The sequence below is a fragment of the Xylanibacter rodentium genome (assembly GCF_013166575.1).
GTDB lineage: Bacteria > Bacteroidota > Bacteroidia > Bacteroidales > Bacteroidaceae > Prevotella > Prevotella rodentium.
Window position 1 is genome coordinate 26,921 of the sequence record NZ_JABKKE010000003.1, and the last position, 18,858, is coordinate 45,778.

17 protein-coding genes, 1 tRNA gene and 1 pseudogene are annotated in these 18,858 nt (G+C 47.7%); 15 read left to right on the forward strand and 4 right to left on the reverse strand.

Annotated elements, in window-relative coordinates:
- Window positions 1-566 precede the first annotated feature (566 nt).
- Complete coding sequence (locus HPS55_RS02710; RefSeq protein WP_172175744.1) at window positions 567-1,376, reverse strand: tRNA threonylcarbamoyladenosine dehydratase; 810 nt, start codon at window positions 1,374-1,376, stop codon at window positions 567-569.
- Between the two features lie 116 nt (window positions 1,377-1,492).
- Here HPS55_RS02710 and rlmN point away from each other — a divergent pair, with 116 nt between their 5' ends.
- From rlmN to HPS55_RS02755, 9 genes and pseudogenes are all read left to right on the forward strand, one after another.
- Window positions 1,493-2,530, forward strand: coding sequence for a 23S rRNA (adenine(2503)-C(2))-methyltransferase RlmN (rlmN, locus tag HPS55_RS02715; protein WP_172175746.1), 1,038 nt, complete (start codon window positions 1,493-1,495; stop codon window positions 2,528-2,530).
- A complete protein-coding gene (locus HPS55_RS02720; protein WP_172175748.1) occupies window positions 2,530-3,510 on the forward strand; it encodes a DUF4837 family protein in 981 nt (326 codons plus the stop codon). Before rlmN ends, HPS55_RS02720 begins: the two co-directional genes overlap by 1 nt.
- A gap of 16 nt (window positions 3,511-3,526) precedes the next feature.
- A pseudogene (gene pdxA, locus HPS55_RS02725) lies at window positions 3,527-4,597 on the forward strand (4-hydroxythreonine-4-phosphate dehydrogenase PdxA); the annotation flags it as partial.
- Window positions 4,598-4,812: 215 nt separating this feature from the next.
- Window positions 4,813-5,832, forward strand: a complete 1,020-nt coding sequence (locus HPS55_RS02730; RefSeq protein ID WP_172175752.1) for a lysylphosphatidylglycerol synthase transmembrane domain-containing protein — start codon at window positions 4,813-4,815, stop codon at window positions 5,830-5,832.
- 144 nt (window positions 5,833-5,976) lie between these two features.
- Entirely contained in the window at window positions 5,977-7,230 is a 1,254-nt protein-coding gene (locus HPS55_RS02735; protein WP_172175754.1) for a sigma-54 interaction domain-containing protein, read from the forward strand.
- A 30-nt stretch (window positions 7,231-7,260) separates the two neighbouring features.
- Window positions 7,261-7,824 (forward strand): LPS assembly lipoprotein LptE, encoded by a 564-nt coding sequence (gene lptE, locus HPS55_RS02740; RefSeq protein ID WP_172175756.1) that lies wholly within the window; start codon window positions 7,261-7,263, stop codon window positions 7,822-7,824.
- A gap of 8 nt (window positions 7,825-7,832) precedes the next feature.
- A complete protein-coding gene (locus tag HPS55_RS02745) occupies window positions 7,833-8,609 on the forward strand; it encodes a tetratricopeptide repeat protein (protein WP_172175758.1) in 777 nt (258 codons plus the stop codon).
- A 2-nt stretch (window positions 8,610-8,611) separates the two neighbouring features.
- Window positions 8,612-9,010 (forward strand): preprotein translocase subunit SecG, encoded by a 399-nt coding sequence (gene secG / locus HPS55_RS02750; protein ID WP_172175760.1) that lies wholly within the window; start codon window positions 8,612-8,614, stop codon window positions 9,008-9,010.
- 92 nt (window positions 9,011-9,102) lie between these two features.
- A tRNA-His gene (locus HPS55_RS02755) sits at window positions 9,103-9,178 on the forward strand.
- 164 nt (window positions 9,179-9,342) lie between these two features.
- Here the strand turns inward: HPS55_RS02755 and HPS55_RS02760 are convergent.
- On the reverse strand, window positions 9,343-10,140 hold the full coding sequence (locus HPS55_RS02760) for a TrmH family RNA methyltransferase (protein ID WP_172176213.1): 798 nt from the start codon (window positions 10,138-10,140) through the stop codon (window positions 9,343-9,345).
- A gap of 206 nt (window positions 10,141-10,346) precedes the next feature.
- Here HPS55_RS02760 and HPS55_RS02765 point away from each other — a divergent pair, with 206 nt between their 5' ends.
- The 6 genes from HPS55_RS02765 to HPS55_RS02790 all read left to right on the forward strand — a co-directional run bounded on the left by HPS55_RS02765 (window position 10,347) and on the right by HPS55_RS02790 (window position 15,326).
- Entirely contained in the window at window positions 10,347-10,868 is a 522-nt protein-coding gene (locus HPS55_RS02765) for a low molecular weight protein-tyrosine-phosphatase (RefSeq protein WP_172175762.1), read from the forward strand.
- 93 nt (window positions 10,869-10,961) lie between these two features.
- Window positions 10,962-11,156 carry a twin-arginine translocase TatA/TatE family subunit gene (gene tatA / locus HPS55_RS02770; RefSeq protein WP_172175764.1) on the forward strand — a complete coding sequence of 65 codons (195 nt, stop codon included), beginning with the start codon at window positions 10,962-10,964 and terminating at the stop codon, window positions 11,154-11,156.
- On the forward strand, window positions 11,153-11,926 hold the full coding sequence (gene tatC, locus HPS55_RS02775; protein WP_172175766.1) for a twin-arginine translocase subunit TatC: 774 nt from the start codon (window positions 11,153-11,155) through the stop codon (window positions 11,924-11,926). Before tatA ends, tatC begins: the two co-directional genes overlap by 4 nt.
- Before the next feature lie 3 nt (window positions 11,927-11,929).
- Window positions 11,930-13,405 carry a 4Fe-4S binding protein gene (locus HPS55_RS02780; RefSeq protein WP_172175768.1) on the forward strand — a complete coding sequence of 492 codons (1,476 nt, stop codon included), beginning with the start codon at window positions 11,930-11,932 and terminating at the stop codon, window positions 13,403-13,405.
- 65 nt (window positions 13,406-13,470) lie between these two features.
- Window positions 13,471-14,886, forward strand: coding sequence for an aldo/keto reductase (locus tag HPS55_RS02785; protein WP_172175770.1), 1,416 nt, complete (start codon window positions 13,471-13,473; stop codon window positions 14,884-14,886).
- Entirely contained in the window at window positions 14,883-15,326 is a 444-nt protein-coding gene (locus HPS55_RS02790; RefSeq protein WP_172175772.1) for a DUF1893 domain-containing protein, read from the forward strand. The genes HPS55_RS02785 and HPS55_RS02790 overlap by 4 nt, the downstream gene beginning before the upstream one ends.
- Before the next feature lie 80 nt (window positions 15,327-15,406).
- Here HPS55_RS02790 and HPS55_RS02795 read toward each other — a convergent pair whose 3' ends face one another.
- The gene (locus HPS55_RS02795; protein WP_172175774.1) at window positions 15,407-17,878 is read right to left on the reverse strand and encodes a DEAD/DEAH box helicase; all 2,472 of its coding nucleotides are present in this window, start codon (window positions 17,876-17,878) and stop codon (window positions 15,407-15,409) included.
- 202 nt (window positions 17,879-18,080) lie between these two features.
- Window positions 18,081-18,833: a glycosyltransferase family 2 protein gene (locus HPS55_RS02800; protein WP_172175776.1), complete on the reverse strand. Its 753-nt coding sequence runs from the start codon at window positions 18,831-18,833 to the stop codon at window positions 18,081-18,083.
- Between the last annotated feature and the right edge of the window lie 25 nt (window positions 18,834-18,858).

An 18,858-nucleotide genomic window follows, 5' to 3' on the forward strand; every position in this document is an offset into this window, starting at 1 on the left:
TTGTAACAGGAAAGTATGGCGGATAAATCATAATGTACATTTTATTCTTAAAAAAGCGCACTTCTTTTTTGTCGAAATAGAAAAGCCGTAAGGCCTTCTCTGCTTTTTTGACACGCATTTCGGGTGTCGAAGTTTTGCCATAAGGGCCTCCCGGCTCTCCCATTACGGCGTTGTTGTCTTCCCGCGACGGCCTCGTTGCAGAGCCGGGAGGCCGCCGCGGCAACCTCGGGAGGGCCTCTCTGCTTTTCTTACACGGCAATATCTGAATGTAATGAGCGTAAGTAGTTGATTATCAGCGTGTCCTATTTTAGCGCAAAAATCGCGTTTTTCGGGCCGTAGTGCGCAAATGGCGATTTTGTGACGAGCGACAAAGTAATTTGTAAAAATAAATAGGAGTTCCCGGCTTCACCAAACAGAAATGCGACCGCCAGGAAACGCATTATAACCAACACAATATACAACGCAAACTCATAATAATCAAATGATATACACCCGGAAAAAGACATTCCACCGATTCTCCTGATTATCACGATAATACCGGTAATGAAAATACGGGTGCAGAAAGACTACTGCTCTTTCTGAGATACCCGCTCCGCCAAATCCTGTATCACAAGGCCGGCGATGGTGAGGCCGAAAATGGCCGTGATGTGCATCAGCGAGCCGTTGGTCTGAGCCTTGCGGGTGTGACCGCTGGCGGCAAGGGGCGAGATTTCGGCGTGAGCCTTGGCACACACGCACTCCTCGGCACCGCATGGGCCGGCAGTGCCCTTGTTGGTGAGCAGTTCGTCGCTGTAAACGCACTTGAACTTACGGGCCGGGCTCCGCTTCAAACGCTTGAACCGCTGGCGCAAGGCACGTGCCAGCGGACAGCCCTCCACATGCCAGAACTCCGCCACACGTATGCGGGTGGGGTCGAGCTTCAGCGCCGCGCCCATAGACGAGAAGAACTTGGCCCGCGTACGGCAAGCCATCTCTATGAGCAGCGCCTTGTCAGTGAGCGAGTCGATGGCGTCAATGATATAGTCGTAGTCGTCAAGCCGGAAGCCGGCGGCCGTCTCCTCGGTGAATACCTCCTGCCGCGCATCAATCTCGGCAGCGGGATTCACCGTGAGCAAATGCTCCTTGAGCGCCTCCACCTTAACCCGTCCGATGGTCTCGATAGTGGCCATAAGCTGGCGGTTGATGTTGGTGATACACACGCGGTCGCTGTCTACAATCGTCAGCCGGCACACACCCGAGCGCACAAGGCTCTCTGCGCACCACGAACCCACGCCTCCCACGCCGAATATAATAACCCGCGCCCTACCAATACGGTCCATAGTCTCGTCGCCCAGCAGAAGCCGGGATCTGTTAAGCAATGCTTTCTCTATACCCATTATGTTTATTCAGTTTTGACACTGCAAAGTTAAACATTTTCTCTGTTTATACGCAATTTATTTTGTTTTTAGCCCGAATTGCTGTAAATTTGCAGACAATATAATTTACACAGGCAATGGAAAGCGGTAAAAAGGTGCTTATCGGCATGACTGCCGAAGAACTGAAAGAGTTGACAGCAGAACTGGGTATGCCCAAATTTACGGCAGGCCAGATAGCCAAATGGCTGTATACGAAGCACGTGAAGAGTATTGACGAGATGACCAATCTGTCGAAAGCCAACCGCGCACGTCTTGACGAGGTGTGTACCGTGGGTACGATGGAACCGGCCGACAGCCAGCGCTCGGTAGACGGCACGGTGAAGTATCTGTTTCCCACTGCCGGGGGCAAGTTTGTCGAAACGGTGTTCATCCCCGACGGAGAGCGTGCCACCTTGTGCGTATCGTCGCAGGTGGGTTGCAAGATGAACTGTCTGTTCTGTCAGACTGGCAAGCAGGGATTCGAGGGCAATCTCACCGCGGGCGACATTCTCAACCAAATATACTCTCTGCCCGAGCGCGAGCGCCTCACCAATGTGGTGTTCATGGGACAGGGCGAGCCGATGGACAACATTGACAATGTTCTGAAATCCACGGAGATTCTCACATCCGACTACGGATACGCATGGAGTCCGAAACGCATCACCGTGAGCAGTGTGGGCATAAAGAACAAGCTCAAGCGCTTTCTCGACGAGAGCGAATGCCACATTGCAATCAGCATGCACTCACCACTGCACGAACAGCGCATGCAACTGATGCCGGCCGAGAAGCAGATGCCGATAAAAGAAGTGGTGGAACTTCTGAAGCAGTACGACTTCACACACCAGCGGCGCGCCTCGTTCGAATATATCGTGTTCGACGGAGTGAACGATTCGCCGGCCCATGCCCGCGAGATTATCCGGCTGGTGAGCGGACTGGAATGCCGTATCAATCTGATACGGTTCCACACCATACCCGATGTCAATCTGCACGGCACCGACGACAGCAAGATGGAGATCATGCGCGATTATCTCACTAGCCATGGGGTATTTACAACAATACGTGCCAGTCGCGGACAGGATATATTTGCGGCCTGTGGCCTGCTGTCAACGGCACACAAACAGCAACAATCAGGATAATGATGCACAAGACCCTGCAACCGATATGCAACGCTGCATTGTTGCTATGCTGGCTGATAGTGATGACGGCCTGTACGGATGACGGAGCACTGCTGCCCAAAAGTGGCGGAAAACCTTACGAGGTGGTGGTGACGGGAAACACTGAAGAAGCGGTAAGGGCGGTGAGCACGTTGCTTGGCGCGCTGACTGTGGCAGGATTGCCTCAACGGGAGCCGACTTTCGATATATCACAGACAACAAAAGGCATCGGACAGGCCACAAAATATGCACGCAGCATCATCAATGTGAATATCGACCCTGAAATGACTGGCAAAACGAGGATGAGCCACAGGCTGGATGTTTATGCGAAACCGCAAATAGTGATAAACATCTGTTCGCCGTCAGCAAGACAACTGACCACAGACATAAGAAGCCGACAGGACGATATAAAAGGGATTATCGACAGATTCGAACTGGAAGCCGGCATAACCCGTCTGTCACGTCATCGCAACATCAAAGCGGAAAAGGCCGTAAAAAAGATGTTCGGAGATGTGCAGATATGGATTCCGGAAGAGCTGACGGCCATGAAAAAGGGACATGACTTCATCTGGCTATCGGACAATGGAAAGTCTGCCATGCGCAACATCTGCATATATACATACGCTTACGACAACGTCACGCTACCGGAGGGTGCCGCAAGAAAGCGTGACAGCGTTATGCGCAAGAACATACCGGGCGAGACTGCTCAAATGTTCATGACCACAGTACACTCACCCGCTCCAACAGCCCGCACGACACAACACAACGGACGGAGAACTATGGAACTGCGCGGTCAATGGGTAATGAAAGGCGACATAATGGGTGGCCCGTTCATAAGCCGTTGCCTCATTGACAGCACAAAACAGCGCATCACCGTGGCGGAAGCATTCGTATACGCTCCGGGAACAGCCAAAAGGAACATTATCAAACAGCTTGAAGCTGTATTATATACATTTAAATAAAGCAATTAAATCAATTATGGAAGATAGACTTATACGCGTGGCTATCACGCACGGTGATACCAACGGAATCGGATATGAAGTGATTCTTAAAACATTTGAAGAACCGGGCATGCTCGAACTCTGCACGCCTATTATATACGGGTCGCCCAAGGCTGCGGCATATCACAGAAAAGCGCTCAATCTACAGTCCAATTTCAGCATCATAAACACAGCAGAAGAAGCCAGAGACGGACGGGTAAACCTGTTGACAACATTCGACGACGAAGTTAAAATAGATATGGGACAACCTTCGCCAGAAGCCGGAGAGGCAGCTCTTAAAGCACTTGATCGTGCCATGACCGATTTCCGTTCGGATAAATACGACGTACTCGTCACGGCACCAATCAACAAGAACAGCATACATAGCGACATGTTCCGTTTCTGCGGCCACACTGAATACATAGAAGACTGTGTCGGTGAAGGCAGCAAAGCACTGATGATACTGATGAACGGAAGCCTGCGCGTAGCATTGGTAACTACACATCTGCCCATCAAGGATGTGGCAAATGCCATAACCAAGGAGGCAATAGTGGAAAAAGTCAGAATATTCCACAACAGTCTGAAACGCGACATGCGGATATCCAATCCGCGTATTGCCGTACTGGCACTCAACCCGCACGCCGGAGACAGCGGACTGTTGGGTAAGGAGGAACAGGAACAGATTGTTCCCGCAATTGCCGAATTGGAAGAGGCCGGCATACAGGCTTTCGGTCCATATCCTGCCGACGGCTTTTTCGGTAGCGGAATGTATACCAAATTTGACGGTGTAATGGCGATGTACCACGATCAGGGACTGGCTCCGTTCAAGACGCTCGCCGCCGAGGATGGTGTAAACTATACAGCAGGACTGCCCATCGTACGCACATCACCCGACCACGGCACGGCATACGACATAGCAGGCAAGGGCATAGCCAACGAGAGTTCTTTCCGTCAGGCTATATATACAGCCATCGACATATACCGCAACAGGAAGAAGTATGACGAACCTATGGCAAACCCGCTTCCGAAATTGTATCACGAAAAACGTGACGAAAGCGAGAAGACCCGATTCTCAATACCGAAAGCACGTGACCAGTTCAAACACGAAGGCAACAGACAAACACGTGAAGAAAAAGCAAGCAAACAGACCGAAACAAACGAAAACGACAAGATAGCCCCCACGGTCGACGGCAAACAAAATACACAGGGAAGCAACCGACCGACAGTTACACAGACTGAAAACGACCAACAGACAGCCCCGGAAAATAAACAACAGACAGCAGAATGAAGAAAAAATATCAGAACGGATTTTTTATCTTCGGAATCACTGTTCTGCTGATTATGGTAACGCAGCTCGACTTCGCCCAGGTTTGGGCGGGGTTGCAGCGTGCCGGTTATTGGTTTGTCGCCGTCATTGTATTGTGGTTTTTCCTTTACATGTTCAACACGTCAGCATGGTATATCATCATAAACAGTCAGGAAGAACAGTCGAAAAACAGGATAAGCCCGGATCTTTCATCTGAACGCAAGGTGTCATTCTGGTGGTTATACAAAATCACCATCAGCGGATTTGCACTAAACTATGCCACCCCGGGAGGATTAATGGGAGGCGAACCGTACAGGATAATGTCACTCTCACCAAAGATTGGTACGGAAAGAGCATCTTCATCAGTAATCCTCTATGCCATGACCCACATCTTCTCGCACTTTTGGTTTTGGATGTTGTCTATATTACTATACATCGTCACGCAAGAGGTGAACATGCCTATGGGTATTATGCTGACTTCCGTGGGAGCATTCTGCACTGCTGCTATATGGTTTTTCATCAAGGGATATAAAAAGGGCATCACCGTGCGCTGCATGGGTATATTGAGCCATTTCCCGCTAATTAAGCGCAAAGCACAACGATTCTTTGAAAACCACAAGGAACAACTGGCATCTATAGACCGCCAGATTGCCGCCCTGCACAATCAGAATCCCCGCACTTTCGTAAGCGCCGTGGTGCTCGAACTGGCATGCCGTGTGGTTTCGGCTTTGGAAATATATTTTATACTGCTTGTCATAATGCCCGACGCCAACTATCTGCAGTGCATACTTATCTTGGCATTCACATCTCTATTTGCCAATATGCTGTTCTTTCTGCCCCTGCAACTCGGAGGCAGGGAAGGCGGTTTCCTGATGTCGGCCAAAGGACTTGCCATGACTGCAAGTGCCGGTATTTTCGTAGCCGTAATCGTAAGATTGCGCGAACTGATATGGACTGCCATAGGACTGCTACTGATAAAGTTCGGCTCAAAACAATAATGACATTGACATCACCTGATATATCCGAGACAGCCCCTAAATTTGTACATATATATATAAGTAAGCCGGAAAATAAAGCCGTATTCAAAAAATCGCTGTCCAAAAGTCTGTATATCGAATAAAATGTGTAATTTTGTCAGCTAAATGAAGACATCAGAACTGCAACAGATAAAACAGCGGTACAACATCGTGGGCAACTGCGAGGCGCTGAATCATGTACTCGATGTGGCCCTGCAGGTTGCGCCGACAGACTTAAGTGTGCTCATTGTCGGAGAAAGCGGTGTGGGAAAAGAAATCATTCCGCGTGTCATTCATGACAACTCACCACGCCGACGCGAGAAATATTTTGCAATCAACTGCGGTTCCATACCCGAAGGCACTATTGACAGCGAACTGTTCGGACACGTAAAAGGCTCTTTTACAGGCGCTATAAACGATAGTCAGGGATATTTCGGTGTGGCCAACAAGGGTACACTGTTTCTCGATGAAGTAGGCGAATTGCCATTGGCGACACAGGCCCGACTGCTACGCGTTCTCGAAACGGGAGAATACATACCGGTGGGAGCTACGGATGTGAAAAAGACCGATGTACGTATCGTAGCAGCCACAAACGTAAACATACGCAAAGCCATCAGCGAAGGACGCTTCCGCGAAGACCTTTACTACCGCTTGAACTCCATCCCAATACAAATGCCTCCGTTGCGCGATCGCGGAGAAGACATCGTTCTGCTGTTCCGCCTGTTTGCCATGCAAATGGCTGAGAAGTACAGAATGGAAAAAGTGGTGCTGACGGAAGAGGCCAAACAACTTCTCATGAAGTATAAATGGCCTGGCAACGTGAGACAACTTAAAAATATAACGGAACAGATTTCGATACTGAGCACCGTACGACAGATAACTCCTGAAATATTAGGCAATTTCATTCCACAAGACCAAGAGAGCACCCAGCTTGCCACCATACATAAAAGCAGCGGGGATCACAGTTTTGAAAACGAACGAGAGATTCTCTACAAAATATTGTTCGAATTACGTGGCAATGTAAATGATTTGCGACGCGATATGGGGATACTCAAAAAAAGACTGGAAGAAACACAGGCCGCACAAATCGTACAGAAGGACGACAAGCCTGTACCAATAGGCAACAGCACACCAGCCATAACATCACAACAGATATACATAAACCCGCAACAGCAAAAACCCATGGCCGAAGATGCCATTGCGGAAGAATATATCGAACTGGAAAAGGAACCGGAAAATCTCAACCTGAGCAACATTGAGCGACAGATGCTTGAAAAGGCTTTGGAACGCAACGGCGGCAACCGTAAGAAGGCTGCACAGGAACTGGGAATATCCGACCGTACGCTATACCGGAGAATAAAACAATATGGACTGGAGTAGAGATTCGAAAGTCAAAGACAACAACGAAATATGAAAGAAACGAAAAAAGATACATACAGCAAGTCACAGACTGATGGGAAATCATGCCTGTGCTATCGTCTCATATCGTTTTGTCTTTTGACAGTACTACTGATATCGTGCTCTGTTTCATACAAGTTCAACGGTGCAAGCATAGACTACTCGACTACCAAAACCATACAAATAGCAGACTTCCCCATACGCTCCAGCTATGTATGGGGTCCGATGGCAAGTATTTTCAACAACCAACTGAAAGACATATTTGCCAACCACACACGCCTGATACAAGTAAGACGCAACGGGGACCTCAAAATAGAGGGTGAGATTACACGCTACGAGCAACGTAACAAGGCCGTATCAAGCGAGGGATATTCGGCACAGACGGAATTGTCGATGACGGTAAACGTACGATTCACAAACAACAAAAATCATACGGAAGACTTTGAACGTCAGTTCACGGCCACATCGACATACGAGACGACACAGTCGCTCAACTCCGTACAGGAACAACTTGTGACTGAAATGGTAAAAGAAATAACCGATCAAATTTTCAATGCAACAGTAGCCAACTGGTAAAAACATTTATGGAAATAACCGAGCTGATAAACCATCCGGAACGACTCGACAGGGACACTCTATACGAACTGCGCTCTGTCATAGCGCTGTACCCGTATTTCCAGACCGCACGGTTACTGATGCTTAAAAATCTGTATCTGCTGCACGACCCGTCATTCGACGAAGAGCTGCGGAAAGCCGCTATATACATAACCGACCGGAAAGTCATATTCCAGCTTGTAGAAGCAGCCCACTATAAATTACCTGCAGCGGCACATAAACATAACAAACCGACAGCCCCCAAAAACAATTCAGCCGAAAAGAATACAAGCAGGACAATATCGCTGATAGACAATTTCCTTGATTCCATTCCACAAGAAGAACAGAAAGAGGAAAAGAAAAAACGACGTCCCACACCTGCTGATGCCGCAGTGGACTATGTGGCATATCTGCTTGAAACCGACAGTGAAGAAAAACCGTCGGACAATGGAAAAGTTCCGTTGCTGAAAGGCCAAAATCTGATAGACAGCTTCATTGAAAACGACAAGGGAAAAATCGTTCTCAGTGATACGCCACAGTTTGTACCACAGATAGAAGACTCTGAAGAAAAAGAAGAAAAAGGTGGAGACGAAAGCTATTTTACAGAGACTTTAGCCCGAATTTACATAAAACAGGGCAGATATTCAAAGGCTTTGGAAATTATTAGGCGATTAAGTTTGAATTATCCAAAAAAAAATGCTTACTTTGCAGACCAAATACGTTTCTTAGAAAAATTGATAATAAATAACAATAAAAAAATAAAGTAACAATGTACACAGTATTAGTAACTCTTATCGTTTTAGCTGCACTTGCTATGATTGGTATAGTGCTGATTCAAGAGTCAAAGGGAGGAGGACTTTCTTCCAATTTCGCTTCTTACAATCAGATTGGCGGTGTCCGCAAGACCACCGACTTCATTGAAAAAACAACATGGGGACTGGCTGCCGCCATGGTCATTATCAGCGTGGCATGCGCACATTTCGCTCCACAGGCAACAACCAACATGTCGGTAATGGAGAACATTGAGAACCCGACAACCAACCCCAACAATCTGCCCGGCTTCGGTGCCAGCAAGACTCAAGAGGCTGTTCCTACGACTCAAGACAACGCTGAGAAGGCTGCTCCTGCAACAAACAATGCAGAAAAAGTTTCAGATAAGGCAAAATAATAAAAACGGCAAAAAAGTACGTGATTTATTTGGTAGTTTAAAATAAATCACGTACCTTTGCACTCGCTTTAAGAAAGCAACCAAAACAACACGGTGGATGTAGTTCAGTTGGTTAGAGCGTCAGATTGTGGTTCTGAATGTCGTGGGTTCGAGCCCCACCCTCCACCCAAAGAAAAGGAGATTTCAAATGGAAATCTCCTTTTCTTTTATATATAAACACCGGCACTACGCCTTGTCACATGCCTCACAAAAATCAAAAGTCAGCAGATATTTTCGGGACAACCTATTTTACCGGTTGGGAAATGATTTGGAAAATCCGCATACATAAACCATCATTTACAGAGTTGCCAAAATGCTACTGCCGAAGCCGCTGCGACGTTAAGCGAATCGACACCATGAGACATCGGGATTCGCACCACATAATCAGCAGAAGCGATAGTCTCCAAAGGAAGTCCGTCACCCTCCGTACCCATCACAACAGCCAACCGCGGTTCTGCGGCAAGTTCAGGAGCATCTATAGATATGGAATTGTCACTAAGCGCCATTGCCGCAGTACGGAATCCGTATTGATTCAAAGAGGATATCTGTCCGTCAATCCATGCCCAGGGTACGAGAAAAACAGACCCCATCGAAACACGTACCGCACGCCGATTAAGCGGATCGCAGGAATTTCGCGTAAGCAACACCCCATCAACACCGAGAGCTGCCGCCGAACGGAATATAGCCCCAATATTGGTTGTATCGACCACTCCATCGATAACGACCACACGTCGTGCACCACTACACACATCCCCGACACTTATTTCCTGTGGCCGACGCATTGCGCACAAAACACCACGTGTCAGTACATATCCTGTCAATTCTGCAAGCAACTTCCTCTCACCGGTATACACCGGTATATCCCCACATCGTTCTATAATGTCAGCCGCATCTCCGGTTATGTGTTTCCGCTCGCAAAGCAATGAAAGCGGCTCATATCCGGCATCAAGTGCTACGCTGATCACCTTCGGACTTTCTACTATAAACACGCCCTTGTCGGGCTCTATACGATTGCGGAGCTGTGCTTCTGTCAGTGTACTGAACACTTCAACTCCCGGGTAACTCAACGATGATATCTCTATAACAGGCATATATAAAAAATAATATATTCACATTTTGAAATGACAGTGCAAACTTACGCAAAAAATCCGACTTACAGGACCTATAACTTCAAAGAAAAACAATTTTAACGATGCAGAATTTACGTAAAATCAGATTTTTTATGTAAGTTTGCAGAAGTATCAGTCTGACAATATATAGCAACACCATACCACAAACCAATAATACGTAAAATCAAATGAAAGAGAATAGTGAAGACATCAGTAAAAAGACATCACTGTTATTTGTATGCCTCGGAAATATATGCCGTTCACCGGCAGCCGAAGGAATAATGCGGCATATAACAAAGGAACACATGATGGAGGATTATGTCGACATAGATTCTGCCGGCATTGGTTCGTGGCATGCAGGCGAACTTCCGGACAGACGTATGAGAAGTCACGGTTCTGCCCATGGATACGATTTCAGCAGCCGCGCACGGCAGATAAAACAAGAAGACATGCAACGTTTCGACCACATAATAGTGATGGATGACGAAAACTACAAAGACGTTACAGCCATGGCACGCACTGACGAACAGCGTCGCAAGATATCACGCATGACAGACTTTTGCAAACATCATCCCGGTCACACGGCTGTGCCCGATCCTTACTATGGCGGAGATCGTGGCTTCGAACTTGTGATTGAACTACTCGAAGACGGCTGCAAAGAACTGCTCAAACAGATTGCCCAAAAACACGGAGTGGCGTATCTTCTGTAATTATGGTAAGCAAATCAATGAAATATACACGACAATAACCGTTTTTATTCAGTACATTTGCAAATAGTATAAAAAATTAAAACTGATAACAATATGTTTGGACTTGGAATGCAAGAGGTGCTTGTGATAGCCCTCATCATATTATTGCTTTTCGGAGGGAAGAAGATTCCCGAGTTGATGAACGGTCTGGGAAAAGGAGTGAAAAGCTTCAAAGACGGTATGAACGGTACAGCTGACGGTACAAAAGATACCCAAAAGACCAAGAGCGACAGCCCTGAAGACAAATGAACGGAAAAGCAGAGAACACGACAACGTTCTGGGACCACCTTGACGAACTGCGCAGTTGCCTGATACGCATCATTATGATAACGATAGCAATGGGGGCCTTGGCTTTCTGCATGAAAGACACGCTCTTTGACATCGTGCTTGCCCCGCATAACAGCAATTTCGTAACCTATCGTCTGCTTGATACCGAGCCGTTCACGCTGCATCTGATGAACACCGGACTGACCGAGCAGTTCATGATACACATGAAGACAGCACTCTATGCAGGACTGCTGCTTTCCTCTCCCTACGTGCTCTACGTTCTGTTCGGTTTCGTAGCTCCCGCTCTATATGAAAACGAACGACGCATCGCCATAAAGATAACAATGAGCGCCTACGTGATGTTCATACTCGGTACACTTCTCAATTATTTTCTTATATTTCCGCTCACGGTACACTTCCTCGGAACATATCAGGTAAGTACGGATGTGGACAACATGCTCACCCTACAGTCATACATGGACACATTGATAACAATGTGCCTTGTGATAGGTGTAATGTTCGAGCTGCCGATAGTCAGCTGGCTTCTGGCCCGCATGGGAATAATAAACGGCCGCATGATGACCCTATACCGGCGTCACGCCATAGTGGCCATTGTCATCGTAGCCGCCATTATCACCCCCACCACAGATGTCTTCACACTCTTCGTCGTGTCAATGCCCATCTGGCTGCTGTACGAACTGAGCATACTGATAGTAAGAATGACAGGAAATAACCAACAAATACACAGATAAATCATGTTAAGAAAGATTAGAACAACGCTTGCCATAGTATTTTTTACCGGCATAACACTGCTGTTCCTCGACTTTACTGGCACCATCCACCGATGGCTGCACTGGATGGCCCACATACAACTGGTTCCGGCACTGCTCTTCAACGCAGCTCTCGCATTGATACCGTTGCTGCTAACGCTTATGTTCGGACGAATATATTGCTCGGTGATATGTCCGCTTGGCGTGTTTCAGGATGCAGTAGCATGGCTGCACAATCACGGTCGCAAGCGCCCATATTCCTATTCCAAAGCCATATCATGGCTTCGTTATACCATACTTGGCGTCATGATAGTAGCATTTGTGGCCGGTATCGGTTCGGCAGTAGCAATGCTTGAGCCATACAGTGCCTACGGAAGAATTGCTTCGAACCTGTTCCAGCCGCTATGGCAATTCGGCAATAATGTTCTTGCAAACGTTGCCGAACGTATGGACAGCTACGCATTCTACACCACTGATGTATGGATAAAGAGCATGCCTACATTCATCATAGCCATAGCCACATTGCTCACTGTCGTAACACTTGCATGGCGCAGCGGCCGCACATACTGCAACACAATATGTCCCGTGGGCACACTGCTTGGAGCGATATCGCGGTTTTCCATGATGAAAATACGAATCGACACTGACAAATGCCGCAATTGCGGCTCATGCGCCAACAACTGCAAGGCATCGTGCATCGATGTAAAGAACCACGCCATCGACCCGACACGCTGTGTTGTATGCGGTGACTGCATAGGCAAATGCAGTTTTGGTGCCATCAGCTTCGGAAAGGCCGACTCTCAAGAAAAAAAGAAAGAGAACGACACAAAAGCAAGAGAAAGCCGCCGTTCTTTCCTTCTTGCCACAACTTTGGCTGCAACGTCAGCCATGGCGCAGGAGAAGAAAAAGGTAGACGGCGGACTGGCAAAGATAGAAAACAAAGCAGCCCCCGAACGTCAGACACCGCTCACGCCCCCAGGCTCCCTCAGCGCACAACACATGGCACGCCACTGCACCGGTTGCCAACTCTGTGTGGCAGCATGCCCAAACAGAGTACTTCGCCCTTCGACTGAACTGACAAAGCTGATGCAACCGATGATGTCATACGAACACGGCTACTGCCGTCCGGAATGTACACGATGTTCAAATATATGCCCCACAGGAGCCATAAGAAAGATTACTCCATCAGACAAGTCGGCCATACAGATAGGGCATGCCGTATGGATAAAGAAAAACTGTGTACCGCTGACCGACCACGTGGAGTGCGGCAACTGTGCCCGCCACTGCCCCACAGGAGCAATAGAGATGGTGCCGTCGGAACCGGACAACGAACAGTCGCCCAAGATACCGGTGATAAACGAGACACGATGCATCGGTTGCGGAGCATGCGAGAATCTGTGTCCGGCACGACCGTTCCCTGCCATATATGTAGAAGGACACGAAGTGCACAAAACCATTTGAGATTTGCCTGTAACAACTCATTGTCAGACAACACCGGTAATATGAACCACAAAAAACTTAGAATAATGAGTGATAACGAAAACAACATATCGCGCCGTAAGTTCTTGAAACTTTTCGGTATCGGGACGGCCGCTGCAGCCGCCACACTCACCGGCTGCAAAAAGCCAAAATCAAATGAATTCCCAAACGACGACTACACCAATCAAACCGAACCGCCAAAAGACAGAATGACCTATCGGGTAAATCCTACTACCCACGACCGGGTCTCGCTCTTAGGATTCGGAATGATGCGCCTGCCCGAACCGGATGAAGGCACAGCAACAGAAGGTAACGTCAAGATTGACCAGGAAAAGGTAAACCGCCTCGTTGACTATGCCATAGAACACGGCGTGAACTATTTCGACACTTCGCCAGCCTACAGTGGCGGTTTTTCCGAACGCGCCACAGGAACAGCCCTGAGCCGCCATCCGCGCAAGAGCTACTATGTGGCCACAAAACTTTCCAACTTCAACAAAGAGACCTGGTCGCGCGAGGAGTCGATAAAGATGTACCGCAACTCGTTCAAGGAACTGCAAACCGACTACATAGACTATTATCTGTTGCACGCCATCGGTATGGGAGGCATGGAAGCTCTCAACGCACGATACATAGACAACGGAATGCTCGACTTTCTCATCGAGGAACGCCGTGCCGGACGTATACGCAATCTCGGATTCTCATATCATGGTGACATCAAGGTATACGACTATCTGCTATCCATGCACGACAAATACAAATGGGATTTCGTTCAGATAGAACTGAACTATCTTGACTGGGAATATGCCGATGAGATAAACCCACGCAACACCGATGCCTCATATCTGTATGCAGAACTGAAAAAGCGTGGAATACCGGCTGTCATCATGGAGCCGCTACTTGGTGGCCGATTGGCCAATGTTCCACAATATATAGTCACAGAAATGAAAAAACGTATTCCTGAAAACAGCGTAGCATCATGGGCTTTCAGATATGCCGGCACGCCTGACGGGGTACTTACTGTGCTTAGCGGTATGACATATATGGAACATCTGAAAGACAATCTGAAGACATACAGTCCGCTACATACGATAACAGCCGACGAGGACAAATTCCTGCAAAGCATAGCCGAACAACTGGTCAATATGGAGACCATACCGTGCAACGATTGCAAATACTGTATGCCATGCCCATATGGAGTGGATATTCCGGGAATATTCGTACACTATAACAAGTGCAAGAACGAAGGACGTCTGCCACACAACAACAAGGACAAAGACTACGACCGTCTGCGCCGCGAATATCTGATAGGACTCGACCGCAGCGTGCCACGTCTGCGACAGGCAGCCCACTGCATAGGTTGCGGACAGTGCGAGCCACATTGTCCGCAAAACATAAAAATTCCACATGAGTTACACATCATAGACAAATATGTGGAGCAATTGAAAAAAGGTGGGAAAATATGATTAATCGATTGACAGAAATACTGCATGGCGAGCAATGTTCGTGCGTGATATCCAATAGTGGCATAATACGCACGTTCAGAAGACGCGGCATCGCAGATTTGTTTATAACACTGAAGAACGAACCGAAACTGCTTTGCGGTGCCCTCGTTGCTGACAAAGTTGTCGGCAAGGCCGCCGCTGCATTGCTGATTCTCGGTGGTGCCGATCATATCTATGCCGATATAATAAGCACTCCTGCACTGGCTATGCTACGCGAACATGGCATTACCGTAGAATTTGAAACCGAAACTGACCATATCCTTAACCGTACCGGCACAGGATGGTGCCCCATGGAACAACTCTGTCATAACGAACACCAACCGGAAACGATAAAAGACAAACTCGAACAGTTTCTCCGCGGCAGGAACGGATCATGCAGCATTTCCACCACAAAAACATAAACATGCACGAAATATCAAACGCCATGCGGAATAAAATAAAAAAACAGCGGCTGTGAATTCACAGCCGCTGTTTTTTTATTTTATTCCGCATGGCGTTTCATTATCTTAGGTTCATTAACCCCGTCATAATACAAAAGGACTTCAGCACCATCCGTCCTGTTCCAACTGCAAATATCGAAATGCCTGTTGTCTGCATATCGCCTCACCACCTTGAATACAGTACGTAAATTGCTTTTCAGGATAAGCCTGTTGCCAGAAAGGAAACAAATCCCGTTGCCGGTTTTAAGTTCGTCTTTCATAAATGCAATACCACTGAGCGAAAATACATTACGGATAATGTAAATATTGTCAAACCTGACTAAATAAAGAAAACCATCCTTGAAAAATTCCGGTTTGCTGAAATACCGCCACTTGTTCTGTATGTCAGCCCAATACTCCAAACCATTTTCCACAATGTGTATGAAACCACCGTCCAACAACTCTGCAAAGTCAAACTCCTCTCGAAATCCGGGAATACATCGACCATTATCCGTTCTCACCTGAAACTTGCCGTTGGTCTTCTGCCCTACACGCAGGCCGAAAGCCGGAGCGGATATATATTTCCATTCATCCGACATTGGCCTGAACACCCTGCCGTCACATCTTTCCACCAGCTCAAACCGCCCTTTCACCACATCCGGCATTATCTTGAATCCTGGAAGCTCGTCGTAATTGCCGAGACAGTACTTATTTTCAACAACCCATCCCGGACACTGCCGAAACACACCATGCTCACGGCTTCTTTTCACATCACCGACAAACACCTCCATCCGCCTGTCCATTCCTGCCTTTGCCGTCTCCCACTCTGCCGGACTTACAAGCCTCATTTCCGGTTCATTGTCTTTTTTACAGAAAAAACGGCCCTGTTCGTCAGCAAACAAGGTCATATTGTATACTTTCTCCTTGAAGATATAGAGTTTGGTCGGCTCTGATGACTGCACATAGTAGTTATTGAATCTCAATCCGACACCTATGCCGAACCGTAGCATGGCGGCAGTAGTGTAAGAATCCTCGTCCATCAGCCGGGTATGAACACGTGGATACAGCCGGAAGCCGTCAGAGGTGCTCATTTCAAGAAATCCCGCCCTAACGGTTTTCGGTCGCACAGCAAACCTCACTCCGTTTACAAGATCTATCCACGGACGTTCGATGTCAGCCTTACGCCGTGAACGAAGTCGGGCAAATCCGTAAGGGAAAAGCTCTACCTTATTATATGTATATGGCACCGTCTCACGACCATACTTATCGGCCACCCCCTGCTTACCGTCGATACCCGTCATTACATGATAACCAAAGGTTGCATCCAACAGACACCGTTGGCCGTCATGTGTGAGCAGAGTTATCATTTCGGTATGCCCGGTTCCGGTTATCCTGTAATATTCCTGACTTGCCGACATCGACTGACATAGTGCCTCTTCTTCAACATCAACGACAGCCTTACCTGTAGTCCGGCCATCGAACATGGCCTGCCAGTCACGATGGTCTGATGGCAGACCGAACAGACGATACGACCCGACATTGTCAAGTATCAGACAAAACTTCTTGCCATGGAAAACCCTCAATCCACGCCCTACCTGTTGCAGATATCTTGACAACGACAGCGTAGGACGGGCCAACTGTATGAATTCGACATCAGGACAATCGAAACCTTCACCAAATAGGTCTACATTCACAAGAACGTCAAGATGTCCGGCCTTGAATTGCTCCACTATCGAACACCGTTCGTTCTTTTTTGTCTTGCTGCTTATTGTCACTGCATTGATACCATTCTGCCTGTAACAGTCGGCTATATGTCCGGCGTGCCCGATATCAATTGCATATACTATGCCTTTCTTACATCCGGCATATCGCAGCACAGTATCGCAGAGTCGTTCAATACTGGGTCTGACATCGAGTTTCTCACTCATCTCCCTAATGGAATAGTCACCGTCAGCACCCCGCTTTTTCAAACTGCTAACCATCCTGACATCTTCACTGTCGGGCTTTACCGACATATAATCGTAAAGCGACAAATGGCCCTCAGCAATGAATCTGTCCACGGACCACGATTGCAGCAAAACATCAAACAGGTCTGTAAATCCTTTACGGTCCAACCGGCATGGAGTTGCAGTCAATCCCAATTTCTTCGCCTTCGGATGGGCAACAATCAACTCTTTGTAGGTATCAGCCAAAGCATGATGGGCTTCGTCTATCACTATCAGAACCGGTTCGTCATTCAAATCCCGATAATGTCGTGACAGCCACTGGATGGAAAGCACCCGGACACGCAAATCGCCGGCCAATGAGAATTTTGAAATAGTGTCCTGTATCTGTGACACAAGTTCCATGCGATGCGTGACAATCCAGACTTTGCCCTTGCTGCATGAAAGAAATTCGGACACGACAGAAGCCAACAGATACGTTTTCCCAGTGCCTGTAGGCATTTGGACCATCACGGAGCGGAAGGTTTCAAAAGCCCTCTCTATCCGTTCTTTCATGTCTTGCTGATAATCGTAAAGCTGTATTTGCTTCATTCTCCAACCCTATACTTGTCCGCTTCTCTCAGATCGTGTTCAAACTCTTCTGCCTCCGTCTTTGCCATCTTCATAACAAGGCAAAGAAAAGCTACGAAAACAAGAACAAAAAGCCCTATAATTACCTTCCACCACATATACAGCAGCACAACATTATATATTATTGCAACCCATCGCTATATCCGACACATACCGAAATCACTCATTTGAACTTTGCCAATAAAAACTGCGGAACTTTCCACATCATCTTTTCCAACTTCGTAACGGTAGGATTCATCCCGTGCGAACGGTACATACGTATGTCCTCCATCCACATCTGCCTGCGCTTGGCGGCGTCAGTGCTCAATCCGCCCATACGCATACGGACGATATACTCATGCAGATAGGTCACAGTAAGATCGCCACCGAGCAGATAACGGAACAGGAAATCGGAGTCGGCGGCTATTTTGTAGGTCTCATTATACAATCCCCGTTTGGCAATAGCCTCACGGCGGATATAGCACGTAGGATGCAACGGCAACCATCCGTGACGCACTTTCCACAAACGGTAGTCACCGCCAATCCAGTTACGCACGACCTTGTCAGTGTCGCCAGGAGTGACAAACAGACCGTCGCCATACAGAAAATCTGCCCCGGTCTGACACATCCGTTCTACAATATGGCTGATAGTGTTCGGCGAATACAGAAAATCGTCTGAGTGTACCAGTCCGATGATGTCACCCGTTGCCATGCGTATTCCCTTGTTGATGGCTTCGTACATCCCCCTGTCCGGCTCGGAAACGATGTGCGTTATTCTGTCCTCATATTCCTTTATCACAGCGAGCGAATTATCTGTCGAGGCACCGTCGACTACGATATACTCTATATCCGGATAGTCCTGCCCCAACACACTCTCTATGCAACCACGGATAGTCCGCTCACGGTTGAAACAACTTGTTATAATCGATACTTTCATAAGTATTGTCCATGGATAAAAATCT

Bases quoted from the DNA above. Each gene is read 5' to 3' on its own strand.
- HPS55_RS02780 (WP_172175768.1), top strand. From the start codon at position 11,930: ATGTTAAGAAAGATTAGAACAACGCTTGCCATAGTATTTTTTACCGGC.
- tatA (WP_172175764.1), top strand. From the start codon at position 10,962: ATGTTTGGACTTGGAATGCAAGAGGTGCTTGTGATAGCCCTCATCATA.
- HPS55_RS02765 (WP_172175762.1), top strand. From the start codon at position 10,347: ATGAAAGAGAATAGTGAAGACATCAGTAAAAAGACATCACTGTTATTT.
- HPS55_RS02760 (WP_172176213.1), bottom strand. From the start codon at position 10,140: ATGCCTGTTATAGAGATATCATCGTTGAGTTACCCGGGAGTTGAAGTG.
- tatC (WP_172175766.1), top strand. From the start codon at position 11,153: ATGAACGGAAAAGCAGAGAACACGACAACGTTCTGGGACCACCTTGAC.
- secG (WP_172175760.1), top strand. From the start codon at position 8,612: ATGTACACAGTATTAGTAACTCTTATCGTTTTAGCTGCACTTGCTATG.
- rlmN (WP_172175746.1), top strand. From the start codon at position 1,493: ATGGAAAGCGGTAAAAAGGTGCTTATCGGCATGACTGCCGAAGAACTG.
- HPS55_RS02745 (WP_172175758.1), top strand. From the start codon at position 7,833: ATGGAAATAACCGAGCTGATAAACCATCCGGAACGACTCGACAGGGAC.
- HPS55_RS02730 (WP_172175752.1), top strand. From the start codon at position 4,813: ATGAAGAAAAAATATCAGAACGGATTTTTTATCTTCGGAATCACTGTT.
- HPS55_RS02790 (WP_172175772.1), top strand. From the start codon at position 14,883: ATGATTAATCGATTGACAGAAATACTGCATGGCGAGCAATGTTCGTGC.
- HPS55_RS02720 (WP_172175748.1), top strand. From the start codon at position 2,530: ATGATGCACAAGACCCTGCAACCGATATGCAACGCTGCATTGTTGCTA.
- HPS55_RS02800 (WP_172175776.1), bottom strand. From the start codon at position 18,833: ATGAAAGTATCGATTATAACAAGTTGTTTCAACCGTGAGCGGACTATC.
- HPS55_RS02795 (WP_172175774.1), bottom strand. From the start codon at position 17,878: ATGAAGCAAATACAGCTTTACGATTATCAGCAAGACATGAAAGAACGG.
- HPS55_RS02785 (WP_172175770.1), top strand. From the start codon at position 13,471: ATGAGTGATAACGAAAACAACATATCGCGCCGTAAGTTCTTGAAACTT.
- HPS55_RS02735 (WP_172175754.1), top strand. From the start codon at position 5,977: ATGAAGACATCAGAACTGCAACAGATAAAACAGCGGTACAACATCGTG.
- HPS55_RS02710 (WP_172175744.1), bottom strand. From the start codon at position 1,376: ATGGGTATAGAGAAAGCATTGCTTAACAGATCCCGGCTTCTGCTGGGC.
- lptE (WP_172175756.1), top strand. From the start codon at position 7,261: ATGAAAGAAACGAAAAAAGATACATACAGCAAGTCACAGACTGATGGG.